We start from the raw sequence: 12,935 nt of genomic DNA, 5'->3' as shown, positions 1-12,935 counted from the left end.
GGACAACCAATGAAAAAATGGTCTCACTGGCTGGCGGCTGGGGCGCTGGCACTGGGGATGCAGAGCGCGCAGGCTGATGACAGCAACACGCTCTATTTCTACAACTGGACCGAATATGTCCCACCGGGCCTGCTGGAGCAGTTCACCAAAGAAACCGGCATCAAGGTGATTTATTCCACCTACGAATCCAATGAAAGCATGTATGCCAAGCTGAAAACCTGGAAAGACGGCGCTTACGACCTGGTGGTGCCCTCCACCTATTTCATCGCCAAAATGCGCAATGAAGGCATGCTGCAAAAGATTGATAAGTCGCAGCTGAGCAATTTTCACAACCTCGATCCCAACCTGCTGAATAAGCCGTTTGATCCCAATAATGACTATTCGATTCCCTATATCTGGGGGGCGACCGCCATTGGCGTCAATACCGATGCGATCGACCCGAAAAGCATCACCAGCTGGGCGGATTTGTGGAAACCCGAATACAAGCAAAGCCTGCTGTTGACCGATGACGCGCGCGAAGTCTTCCAGATGGCGCTGCGCAAGCTGGGCTATTCGGGCAACACGCGCGATCCGAAAGAGATCGAAGCCGCTTACGAGGAGCTGAAGAAGCTGATGCCGAACGTGCTGGCATTTAACTCCGATAACCCTGGCAATCCGTATATGGAAGGCGAGGTGAATCTCGGCATGATCTGGAACGGTTCAGCCTATGTGGCCCGTCAGGCCGGTACGCCATTGCAGGTGGTATGGCCGAAAGAAGGCGGCATTTTCTGGATGGATAATCTGGCGATCCCGGCCAATGCGAAAAACAAAGCCGGCGCGCTGAAGTTAATTAACTTCCTGCTGCGTCCGGAAGTGGCAGCAAAAGTGGCGGAAACCATCGGCTACCCGACGCCGAATCTGGCGGCGAAAAAACTGCTGCCGCAGGGCGTCTCCAATGACCCGTCGCTGTATCCGTCGGCTGAGGTGATTAAAAATGGTGAGTGGCAGAATGATGTCGGCGATGCCAGCGTGCAGTACGAGACGTTGTTCCAGAAATTAAAAGCAGGGCAATAGTCCATCTTTCTCCGTAGCGGCGCGATTTATCGCGCGCCTTTGGGCATCGGCACCCAAACAACCGCGCGATAAATCGCGCCGCTACGGTATAACGCTTATTTATACAGCCCGCGCAGAAAGGTGTGCACAAACGCCGGGACCACTTCGCTTGCCAGACCATACTGGCTCTCAGCAAACTCGTTACCTACCTGGCTCGGTTCCAGATTCAGTTCCACGGTATGCGCGCCCTGCACCTTCGCCTCATGGACAAAACCGGCAGCCGGATAGACGTGGCCGGAGGTGCCGATGGCAATAAACAGATTCGCGCGATCCAGCGCCTGATAAATCTCTTCCATGCCCAGCGGCATTTCGCCAAACCACACCACATGCGGACGCAGCAGTGACGGGAACTGACAACAGGTGCAGCGATCGTCCGGGGTGAGATCCTCTTGCCAGTCAATCACCTGGCCGCTATTGACGCAACGCACCTTCAGCAGCTCACCGTGCATATGCAGCACACGCTGGCTCCCGGCACGTTCGTGCAAATCATCAATATTCTGCGTCACCAGCAGGAAATTATCCCCCAGCACCTGCTCCAGCTCTGCCAGCGCCCGGTGTGCCGCATTCGGCTGGATCTCCGGTTGTTGCAGCTGGCGGCGGCGCGCATTGTAGAACGCCTGCACCAGCGCCGGATCGCGCCGGAAGCCTTCCGGGGTCGCCACATCTTCCACCCGGTGTTCTTCCCATAAACCATCAGCAGCACGAAAGGTACGAATACCCGACTCCGCCGAGATCCCCGCCCCGGTCAGCACCACCACATGCGGCAATGGATGTGCTGCCAGCTCCGCTTTCCGGTCGCGCTCGAAAATACGCTGGCGAAAACGCTGATGCACTTTACGGCGAGTCTTTTTATAGCGGGCGAGTCGTACGCGGCGACGGAGAGTGCGCATAAAGGCTCCTTAATCTGCGCAACCGCTGTGCCGCAGTTGCGCTGGTTTGCAGTTATTGCCCGCTTAATACGCGGGCTGGATCGATGCGGCTGGCGCGCCGCGCCGGGTACCAGCTGGCAAGCAGGCTCAAAATTATCGCTGTCGCCAGCACCGAAATCACATCCAGCCAGTGCAGTTCCGACGGCAGGAAATCAATAAAATAAATATCCCCTGCCAGCAGCTGATGGCCGGTGAGATGCTCCAGTCCGCGCATAATCGGCGTCAAATTCAGTGCCACCACCACGCCAACCACCACACCGCTGACGCTACCCAGCAATCCGGCCAGCAGGCCGTACCAGATGAAGATGGCACGAATCAGACCATCTTTGGCACCGAGGGTACGCAGCACCGCGATATCGCTGCTTTTATCCTTCACCGCCATCACCAGCGTTGACACGATATTGAAGCAGGCCACACCAATCACCAGCACCATCGCCAGATACATAATGGCGCGAATCATCTGGATATCACGATACATATAACCGTAGGTGCCAATCCAGCTGCGGATATAGACGTAAGAATGCGTCACTTCACCGGCATCACGCACCAGCTTCTGCGCTTTGAACGGATCGTTCATTTTCAGCGCGATACCGCTGACGCTGTCACCCATATCCAGATAATTCTGCGCATCGGCCAGCGGCACCAGCGCCAGGCTGTGATCGAGCATACCGCTCAGTTGCAGAATACCGCTCACCTGCAAACGAATCCGTTTGGGTTCCAGCAGCTTATTCTGACCATCATTGTTGGGGATCATGATGGTGATCCAGTCGCCCTGCTTCACATTCAGCGATGTCGCGATACCGCCACCGAGAATAATCTGCTGTTTACCGGCCGCGAATTGTGACCAGGCGTTATCAGCGACAAAATGCGGCAGTGCGCTCAGACGTGGTTCCTGTTGTGGATCGACCCCTTTGACCTGCAAAGCCTGTAACTTCGCCCCGCTCTCAATCAGTCCGGTGAAGTTCACATAAGGCGCGGCGGCGGCGATACCCGGCACCTGCTCAATCGGGGCAATCATCGGCTGCCAGTTACGGAACGGCTGATTAACCGGCTCGATTTCCCCATGCGGCACCACCGCCAGAATGCGGCTGTTGAGTTCACGTTCGAAGCCGTTCATCGCACTTAAGCCGATGATCAGCACCGCCACGCCCAGCGCGATACCCACCGTTGAGATAATCGAGATCAGCGAAACCATGCCGCCACGCCGACGGCCACGGCTAAAACGTAACCCCAGCAGCAGGGATAACGAAGGCCTCATTACAGCGCTCCCAGCGTTAAATGTTCGCTCAGCTGGCCGTCACGCATTTCCATCTGACGGCTGAGACGTTTTGCCAGCTGCAAATCATGGGTTACCACCAGGAAGGCGGTGCCCTGGCGGGTGTTCAGTTCACCCAGCAGCTCAAAGATGGCATCGGCGTTGCGTGCATCGAGGTTACCGGTCGGCTCATCGGCCATCACCAGACGCGGACGATTCACCAGCGCACGGGCAATCGCCACACGCTGGCGTTCACCACCGGACAGCTCCGAGGGACGATGCGCCGCGCGTTTTTCCAGCCCCACCGCCGCCAGCATCTCACGGGCGCGGGCCTCCGCTTCGCCTTTGGCACTTTTGCCAATCAGCAGCGGCATCGCCACATTTTCCAGCGCGGTGAAATCCGGCAGCAGATGGTGGAACTGATAGATAAAGCCCAGCTCGCGGTTACGCAGCTCGGCCTTGGCGGAGGAGGACATGGCATTCAGCGATTTGCCGTCGAACACCACATCACCGGAGGTCGGCGCATCCAGACCGCCCAGCAGGTGCAGCAAGGTACTTTTGCCGGAACCGGAGCTGCCGACAATCGCCGTCAGTTCACCAGGCTGGAGACTGAAGGCCACGTTGCGCAGCACATCGGTCTGCACGCTGCCTTCCTGATAGCGTTTACACAGGTCACGACACTGCAACAAAGGGGTGTTACTCATAACGTAAAGCCTCAGCGGGTTGAACGGCGGCAGCGCGCCATGACGGATAAAGAGTGGAAAGCAGCGCTACGGCCATCGACACCAGCGCAATGGTGACCACCTGCCAGACATTGATATCCACCGGCAAGGCGGCACCATCAAGGAACAGGCCAATCACCGGCAGCAGATGATTTAATTGGCTGGCAAGCAGTACCCCGAGCAGCGTGCCGAGCAGCGCACCGATAATGCCCGCGCTGGCCCCTTGCACCATAAACACCGCCACGATCTGACGGCGGGTTAAGCCCTGGGTTTGCAGAATCGCCACTTCGGCCTGCTTTTCCATGATCAGCAGCCCGAGCGACGTAATGATGTTAAAGGCGGCGACGGCAATGATCAGACTAAGCAGCAGCCCCATCATGTTTTTCTCCATGCGCACCGCCTGGAACAGGTCACCCTTGCGTTCACGCCAGTCTTTCCATACCAGCCCATCGGCCAGCTTCTGCTGGCTCAGTGCATCCACGCTGAGCGGTTTATCCAGCCACAGACGCCAGCCGGTGATGTTGCCAAGCGGATAGCGCATCACGCGTGAGGCATCCTGTTGGTTGACGAGGATCTGGTAGCCATCGACCTCGCTATTGGCAGCGTAAGTTCCCGCAACGGTAAAGATACGCTGGCTGGGCACACGGCCAACCGGGGTGAACTGGCTGACAGAGGGCACCATCAGGCGCAATTGATCGCCGCGTTTAACGCCCAGTTGCCCCGCCAACTGCTCACCGAGGATGACGTTATATTGGCCTGCCTGGAGTACGCTCTGCTGGGTATTGACCAGATACGGGGTAAGCGGATCTTTCTCATCCGGATTGATGCCGAGCATCACGCCAACGGAGACACTGTGGGCGCTCTGCAACACCACATCGGCAGTGGTGAGCGGCGCGATGCGTGTCACGCCTTGCAAATTAAGGCTTTGCGGCGTCAGCTGTTGCGGATTGATGCTGCCTTTGTCGCTGGTGACCAGCGCCTGCGGCATCAGGCCGAGGATGTTGCCTTCCAGCTCGCGCTCAAAGCCGTTCATCACCGAGAGCACCGTCACCAGCGCCAGCACGCCCAGCGTGATGCCGATGGTCGAGAGCCAGGAGACGAAGCGACCGAAGCGGTCTGAAGCACGTCCACGCATGTAGCGCAGGCCGATGAATAACGCGACTGGTTGATACATGAGATCCGTCTTGGCAGTAGCCTGAAAATAAGTACAGGGATGATAAAGGAGCTGCCTGCTTTATGAAACCTCTAACCCTCTGAGTCTGCGGCAAAGTTGCGTCAAAATACGTCACCCTGCAGGTCATTGCACAAAATAGTGACAAAATAATGACGTTAATTGTGCGTTTATTGACCAGCCGCTGGGGTAGACTGAATGATGTAGTAATGTTGATTGTGGGGGTACAACATATGTTTAAGTTTCCCAAAGGCAGTATTGTGAAACACAAATCGGGAGAAATAAAAGGCGAGGTTGTTAACGTTTTTGAACAGGGAGATGCGCCAACCGGTTATTACGTGAAGTGGGACGATGGTAATCACAGCTACCATCTGGAGCAGGAACTGTCCTGGGCCAACATTGACCGCCCGCGTATGCACTATACACAGCAATCGATTAAGTAACGCAACCGGAAAAAAGCACCGCGACAGGTGATCCTCAGGGCGGATTATGGAATGATGACGCCCTGGAATAAAAGGAGAGAATGTCGAGACCCCATGTCCGAACAGAGTCGTTATACCCTGCCAGCGAAAGCCGGTGACCATCGTCAACTCGGTCAACTGCCAGGTGCCGCTCAGGCGGTGGAATGTGCCAGCATCACCGAACGCCATAAAGGTCCGGTGCTGATGATTACCCCGGATATGCAATCTGCCCTGCGTCTGCAGGAGGAGATTCGCCAGTTCACCGATCTGCCGGTCAGTAACCTCGCCGACTGGGAAACGCTGCCCTACGACAGCTTCTCGCCCCATCAGGATATTATCTCCGCCCGTCTTTCCACCTTATACCAATTGCCGACGCTGACGCATGGCATGCTGATCATGCCGGTGAATACCTTGATGCAGCGCGTTTGTCCGCACAGCTTTTTGCACGGCCATGCGCTGGTGATGCAAAAAGGCCAACGATTATCGCGGGATGCCCTGCGTGACCAGCTGGAGCAGGCCGGTTATCGCCATGTTGATCAGGTGATGGAGCACGGCGAATACGCCACGCGCGGCGCACTGCTCGACCTGTTCCCGATGGGCAGCGACCAGCCATACCGCATTGATTTTTTTGATGACGAGATCGACAGCCTGCGCCTGTTTGATGTCGATACGCAGCGCACGCTGGAAGCGGTTGATGCCATCAATCTGTTGCCAGCGCACGAGTTTCCCACCGATAAAGCCGCCATTGAACAGTTCCGCAGCCGCTGGCGCGAAACCTTTGATGTGCGCCGCGAACCGGAACACGTTTATCAGCAGGTGAGCAAAGGCACCCTGCCCGCCGGGATTGAGTACTGGCAACCGCTGTTTTTCGAACAATCACTGTCAACGCTGTTTAGCTACCTGCCCGCTAACACGCTGATTATCAACAGCGGTGATCTGGAAAGCAGCGCACAGCGTTTCTGGCAGGACGTCAACGCCCGTTTCGAAAATCGCCGTATCGACCCGATGCGTCCGCTGCTGGAGCCGGTTGAGCTGTGGCTGCGCCCGGATGCACTGCTCGGCGAGCTGAAAGCCTGGCCACGTATCCAGTTAAGCAGTGATACGCTGCCGGAAAAAGCCGCCAACACCAATCTCGGCTATCAGGCGCTGCCGGAGTTGACGGTGCAGGCACAGGCGAAAGCGCCGCTCGACCTGCTGCGCCAGTTCCTTGAACAATTTGCCGGTCCGGTGGTGTTTTCGGTGGAGAGCGAGGGCCGCCGCGAAAGTCTGCAGGAATTGCTGGCGCGCATTAAATTACGCCCGCAGCCGATCACCCGTCTGGCGGACGCCAGCCAGCACGCGCACAGCCTGATGATTGGTGCCAGCGAGCGGGGCTTTATCGATAGCGAACGTCAGCTGGCTTTTATCTGCGAAAGCGATTTGCTGGGCGAGCGCGTCAGCCGCCGTCGTCAGGATAATCGTCGCACCATCAACCCGGATGTGCTGATCCGCAACCTGGCGGAGTTGCATCCCGGCCAGCCGGTGGTGCATCTGGAACACGGCGTGGGACGCTATATCGGCCTCACCACCCTTGAGGCTGGTGGTATCGAGGCGGAATACCTGATGTTGTCCTACGCCGGTGACGCCAAACTTTATGTGCCGGTGTCATCACTGCATCTGATCAGCCGCTATGCCGGGGGTGCCGATGAGAACGCGCCGCTGCACAAATTGGGCAGCGATGCCTGGTCACGCGCGCGTCAGAAGGCAGCAGAAAAAGTACGCGATGTGGCGGCTGAATTGCTGGATATCTACGCACAGCGCGCCGCCAAAGCCGGTTACGCCTTTAAGCACGACCGCGATCAATATCAGTTGTTCTGTGAAGGTTTCCCGTTTGAAACCACGCCAGACCAGGCGCAGGCCATCAATGCGGTACTGAGCGATATGTGCCAGCCGCTGGCGATGGACCGCCTGGTGTGCGGTGATGTTGGCTTCGGTAAAACCGAAGTGGCGATGCGCGCTGCGTTTCTGGCGGTGGAAAACGGCAAACAGGTGGCGGTGCTGGTGCCCACCACCCTGCTGGCACAACAGCATTACGACAACTTCCGTGACCGCTTCGCCAACTGGCCGGTGCGCATTGAAATGCTGTCCCGCTTCCGCAGCGCTAAAGAACAAAATCAGATCCTCGAACAGGCGTCTGAAGGCAAAGTGGATATTCTGATCGGCACCCATAAGCTGTTGATGAGTGACCTGAAATGGCACGATCTCGGCCTGTTGATTGTCGATGAAGAACACCGTTTCGGTGTGCGCCATAAGGAGCGTATCAAAGCGATGCGTTCCGATGTCGATATTCTGACCCTCACCGCCACCCCGATCCCGCGTACCCTGAATATGGCGATGAGCGGCATGCGCGATCTGTCAATTATCGCCACGCCACCGGCACGCCGTCTGGCGGTGAAAACCTTTGTACGTGAGTTTGACAGCCTGGTGGTGCGTGAGGCGATTCTGCGTGAAGTGCTGCGCGGCGGCCAGGTTTATTACCTGTTCAACGACGTTGAAAACATTGAAAAAGCCGCCCAGCGGCTGGCGGAACTGGTACCGGAAGCGCGTATCGCCATTGGTCACGGTCAAATGCGTGAGCGCGACCTGGAACGGGTGATGAATGATTTCCACCACCAGCGTTTTAACGTGCTGGTGTGTACCACCATCATCGAGACCGGTATCGACGTGCCGAGCGCCAATACCATCATCATCGAACGCGCCGACCATTTTGGTCTGGCGCAGCTGCACCAGTTGCGTGGTCGTGTGGGTCGTTCGCACCATCAGGCTTACGCCTGGCTGCTGACGCCACATCCTAAAGCCATGACCACCGATGCGCAGAAGCGACTGGAAGCCATCGCTTCTCTGGAAGATTTGGGTGCCGGTTTTGCCCTCGCCACTCATGACCTGGAGATCCGTGGTGCCGGGGAGTTGTTGGGCGAAGATCAGAGCGGCCAGATGGAAACCATCGGCTTCACGCTGTATATGGAGCTGCTGGAAAGCGCGGTTGACGCGCTGAAGGCCGGACGCGAGCCGTCGCTGGAAGATCTTACCAGCAACCAGACGGAGATCGAGATGCGTATGCCCGCCCTGCTGCCGGATGACTTTATCCCCGATGTGAATACCCGCCTGTCGTTGTACAAACGCATCGCCAGCGCCGGTGATGACGGCGAACTGGCCGAGCTGAAAGTGGAGATGATTGATCGCTTCGGCACGCTGCCAGATGCGGCGCGTAACCTGCTGGATATCGCCGCGCTGCGCTTAGTGGCGCGCGAGCTGGGGGTACGACGCATTGAGGCCAGCGAAAAAGGCGGCTTCTTTGAATTCGCTCCGCAGAATCATGTCGATCCTGGCTGGCTGATTGGTCTGCTGCAAAAAGACCCGAAACAATGGAAGCTGGATGGTCCAACGCGCCTGAAATTCACCCGCGATTTAACCGAACGTAAGTCGCGCATGGACTGGGTGCAAAAATTCGTTGGCGATCTGGCGAATCATCGCGTGTAACCGATTTTGGCACCCTTCGTAGCGGCGTGATTTATCACGCGCCCTTTGGTACGGAACATCTGCTACCAAAAACCTGCGCGATAAATCGCGCCGCTACAAAAATCGAATTAACCTGATGCTATTTAGATAGTTATATTAAAATCATCCCCGTTGTTGGATAATTATTCGGTTCCTGACTATCTTTGCATGAGTCCATTTTTTACCAGAGTGGGTTTATGCTTTTTCGCAAGGAAGTCAGCGAACATTTACAGTCACGCTACGCCGGACCTGTTCTGCTGTTAACCGGCTGGCCGGTGTGGATAACGTTATTCGTCACCACGCTGCTGCTCGCCAGCCTGCTGCTTTTCCTGTGGCTGGGCAGCTATACGCGACGGGCCAGTGTCAGCGGTGAAGTGATCACCTGGCCACACACCATCAACCTTTTCGCCCCGGAACAGGGCGTGGTTTCCCGCCTGCTGGTCTCCACCGGCCAGGTGGTCAGCGCCGGTACTCCCCTGTATGCGCTGGATATCAGCCGTGTCTCTCCTTCCGGCAATCTCAGCACCACCACCCGGGCATTGCTGAGCAAACAGCAACAACAAATGGACGACATGGTGCGTCAGCTGGAGCAAAACCGCCGTGCGACACTCACCACCGTTCAGCAGCAGCTTGACCAGCTGCGCAGCGCCCGGCAGCAAACCCAGAAGATGGTGGAGTCGGCCACAGAAGGGCTCGACGTGATGCGCAGCAGCATGAACGACTATAGCCGGTTTATCCGCAAGGGACTGATCACCACCGATCAGCAGAACAATCAACGTTATCTTTTTTACCAACAGCTTAGCGTGTGGCACAGCCTGAATTCTCAGCGGGTGCAACAGGATATGCAGATCGCCGATCTTCTCAGTCAGCAGGTCACCCGTGCCGCTGATTTTGATGGACAGCTGGCGCAGTACCACATTCGCCAGGCCGACATCGCACGTCAGCTGGCAGAAGCCGATGCCGGTAGCGAACGCCTGATTACCGCCCCCGCAGCGGGACGCATCTCATCTCTGAGCGTGACGGCGGGACAAATGGTCAGCGATGGCGATAGCCTGGCGCAGCTGGTGCCAGCCGGAGACGACACACCGAGCCTCATTATCTGGCTCCCCAACGACAGCGTGCCCTATATCAAACCGGGCGACACGATAAACATCAGCTATGCCGCGTACCCAGCGGAAAAATATGGCCAGTTTCCGGGCAAGGTGCTGTCCGTGTCCGCCGCGCCAGTACCACTGCGGGAACTCAACAGCTACGGCAGCGCGCCCCGCTTAGCAAACGGGCAGCTTGAAGGCGCATGGTTTAAAGCCAGTGTGGCCCTGAATCAACGGGGTTTGCGCTGGCAGGGCGAAAATCTACCGCTGGCCAGCGGTATGCAATTGCAGGCCACGGTCTTCCTCGAAAAGCGTCCGCTGTACCAGTGGATGCTTTCTCCCTATTACTTCCTGAAAAACAGCATAACGGGGCCTGTCAGTGACCAACGGTGAAATGAAGGAGCTGTTCTCCCGTCTGCATATCAGCCTGCGGCGTCGCATGCCGGTGATCCTGCAAACTGAAGCCGCTGAATGCGGCCTGGCAAGCCTGGCAATGATCGCCAGCTGGTATCGATTGCCCGCAGACCTGCGCTTGTTACGTCAGCACTCGGGCATCTCCTCGCGAGGGGCCACCCTGCGTACGGTGATCGACACCGCGGCAGCTGCTGGCATGAAATCGCGGGCCTTGCGTCTGGAAATGGATAATCTCCGTGCGCTCAAGCTGCCCTGTATTCTGCACTGGGACCTCAACCATTTTGTGGTACTGGTGGCGGTGCGTCGTCATCGCGTGGTGATTCACGATCCGGCAGCCGGTCGCCGCGTGCTCGGCATGCAGGAGGTCTCCCTGCATTTTACCGGTGTGGCGCTGGAACTGTGGCCGACAGGGGATGTGCCACAAGGCGCGCCACCCCGCCCCCGCCTTTCCCTCTGGTCGCTGACCGGACGCATTGCCGGTCTGAGCACCACCCTCATCAAGCTGTTTTGCTTTTCCATTCTGGTGGAATCCACCAGCCTGCTGCTACCCGTCGGCATGCAAATGGTGCTGGATCATGCCATTCCGGCCAGTGATACCGGCTTGCTGACGCTGATTTGCCTGGGGCTGTTGTTTATTGTGCTATTCCGCACCGCCGTCAGTGCGCTGCGCGGCTGGACATCGCTGGTAATGAGCACGCTGATCAGTGTGCAGGGCAAAGCGCGGTTATTTGACCATTTGCTGGCGCTGCCCACCGAATGGTTTGAAAAGCGCAAACTGGGGGATGTTCAGTCGCGTTTCACCTCACTGGAGACGTTGCAAACCACCCTGACCAGCAATGTGGTCAGCGGCATCATGGACGGCATCATGACCGTGGGATTGATGATTATGATGCTGCTGTATGGCGGGAGCTTGTTATGGGTGGTGCTGGCCTTCACCCTGCTGTGGTGCCTGTTCCGGCTGAGTACCTATCGGGCCTGGCGACAGGCCTCAGAGGAGCAGATCGTCCGCAATGCCCGCTCCGGCTCGCATTTTATGGAGTCGCTTTACGGTATCCACACCATTAAGGCGCTGGGATTGCCTGCGCTCCGGGCGCAGCACTGGCTTAATCTGAATATCGAAAACGCCAATGCCACGATAAGCAAGACGCGCTATGAAATGCTGTTTGCCGGTGGTAACAACCTGATCGCCACGTTGCAGCAAATTGCCCTGTTGTGGCTCGGGGCCAGCGCGGTGATCGCCGGAGATATGACGCTGGGGATGTTTGTCGCGTTCAGCACCTATCGCGGGCAATTTTCTGACCGCACCGCCAGCCTGCTGGAAACCTTGCTCCAGTTGCGCATGCTGTCACTGCATAAGGATCGCGTGGCGGATATTGTGCTGGCCGAGCCGGAAACCCCGGTCGGTGAGCCTGTCCATCCGTTGCTCAGCCACGGTGAACCCGCCGCGCTCGCGGTTAAAGGGCTGTCTTTTCAATATGATCCTTTCACCCCCCTGCTGTTCAGCGACGTCAATCTGGCGATTGATGCCGGGGAGTGCGTGGCCATCACGGGTCCTTCCGGCAGAGGGAAAACCACGCTTCTCAAAATGATGGCCGGTCTGCTCAAACCCAGCACCGGGGAAATTTATGTCAATGGCATCAATATCCGCACCAGTGGCGTAGCGAACTGGCAGGCCTGTATCGCTTGTGTCTTGCAGGAGGACACGCTGCTGGCCGGGTCCGTAGCGGAAAATATCTGCGCGTTTGATACGCAGCCAGACGATGAGTGGATCAAGAAGTGTGCCAGCCTCAGCCAAATCCATGAGGATATTCTGGCGATGCCGATGGGCTATCAGACACTGATCAGTGAGCTGGGCAGCAGCCTCTCCGGGGGGCAGAAGCAGCGGCTGCTGATTGCCCGCGCGTTATATCGTCGGCCCCAGGTGTTATTCCTCGATGAAGCCACCAGCCACCTTGATGTGGATAATGAGACGCGAATAAATGCCGCCATTCGGGCATTGAATATTACCCGCGTGATGATTGCCCATCGGCCATCCACGATAGCTTCGGCAGACCGGGTGATTGATATGGCGACGTGGCCAGCGGGGAAATAAATTATTTAGGTGATCTCTGAGTTTCTCCCTGAATAGTTGTTTCCTCAGCGCCACTTATATCGAAACGGTTGGGCCTGAATTAAAATTTATTTTCTTCCATGCAGCAAAGAGTTATATGTCGTAACAACTATTTTTCAGTACCATCTTTTAATCCAGAGAATGCCGTCTATC

The 12,935-nt window shown here is 57.1% G+C and carries 9 protein-coding genes; 5 read left to right on the top strand and 4 right to left on the bottom strand.

Going from position 1 to position 12,935, the window contains the following annotated elements; genetic code table 11:
- Window positions 1-9 precede the first annotated feature (9 nt).
- Window positions 10-1,053: a spermidine/putrescine ABC transporter substrate-binding protein PotD gene (gene potD / locus HA50_RS07915; RefSeq protein WP_084873911.1), complete on the top strand. Its 1,044-nt coding sequence runs from the start codon at window positions 10-12 to the stop codon at window positions 1,051-1,053.
- Between the two features lie 95 nt (window positions 1,054-1,148).
- Here the strand turns inward: potD and cobB are convergent, their stop codons facing one another.
- The 4 genes from cobB to lolC are packed head-to-tail and all read right to left on the bottom strand — an operon-like array spanning window position 1,149 to window position 5,172.
- Complete coding sequence (gene cobB, locus HA50_RS07910; protein ID WP_084873910.1) at window positions 1,149-1,982, bottom strand: Sir2 family NAD+-dependent deacetylase; 834 nt, start codon at window positions 1,980-1,982, stop codon at window positions 1,149-1,151.
- A gap of 52 nt (window positions 1,983-2,034) precedes the next feature.
- Window positions 2,035-3,279: a lipoprotein-releasing ABC transporter permease subunit LolE gene (gene lolE / locus HA50_RS07905; RefSeq protein ID WP_084873909.1), complete on the bottom strand. Its 1,245-nt coding sequence runs from the start codon at window positions 3,277-3,279 to the stop codon at window positions 2,035-2,037.
- Window positions 3,279-3,980, bottom strand: a complete 702-nt coding sequence (gene lolD, locus HA50_RS07900; protein WP_084873908.1) for a lipoprotein-releasing ABC transporter ATP-binding protein LolD — start codon at window positions 3,978-3,980, stop codon at window positions 3,279-3,281. Before lolD ends, lolE begins: the two co-directional genes overlap by 1 nt.
- Complete coding sequence (gene lolC / locus HA50_RS07895) at window positions 3,973-5,172, bottom strand: lipoprotein-releasing ABC transporter permease subunit LolC (protein WP_084873907.1); 1,200 nt, start codon at window positions 5,170-5,172, stop codon at window positions 3,973-3,975. Before lolC ends, lolD begins: the two co-directional genes overlap by 8 nt.
- A gap of 230 nt (window positions 5,173-5,402) precedes the next feature.
- Between lolC and HA50_RS07890 the strand changes: the two genes are divergently transcribed.
- From HA50_RS07890 to HA50_RS07875, 4 genes are all read left to right on the top strand, one after another.
- Window positions 5,403-5,612: a hypothetical protein gene (locus tag HA50_RS07890; RefSeq protein ID WP_084878417.1), complete on the top strand. Its 210-nt coding sequence runs from the start codon at window positions 5,403-5,405 to the stop codon at window positions 5,610-5,612.
- Window positions 5,613-5,705: 93 nt separating this feature from the next.
- Window positions 5,706-9,149 (top strand): transcription-repair coupling factor, encoded by a 3,444-nt coding sequence (mfd, locus tag HA50_RS07885; RefSeq protein ID WP_084873906.1) that lies wholly within the window; start codon window positions 5,706-5,708, stop codon window positions 9,147-9,149.
- Between the two features lie 215 nt (window positions 9,150-9,364).
- Entirely contained in the window at window positions 9,365-10,651 is a 1,287-nt protein-coding gene (locus HA50_RS07880) for an HlyD family secretion protein (RefSeq protein ID WP_084873905.1), read from the top strand.
- Window positions 10,638-12,764, top strand: coding sequence for a peptidase domain-containing ABC transporter (locus tag HA50_RS07875; RefSeq protein WP_276329369.1), 2,127 nt, complete (start codon window positions 10,638-10,640; stop codon window positions 12,762-12,764). The genes HA50_RS07880 and HA50_RS07875 overlap by 14 nt, the downstream gene beginning before the upstream one ends.
- Window positions 12,765-12,935: the final 171 nt, after the last annotated feature.

It is taken from the genome of Pantoea cypripedii (genome assembly GCF_002095535.1).
GTDB classification, from domain to species: Bacteria; Pseudomonadota; Gammaproteobacteria; order Enterobacterales; family Enterobacteriaceae; genus Pantoea; species Pantoea cypripedii.
This window is presented reverse-complemented; position numbering and strand designations above follow the sequence as displayed.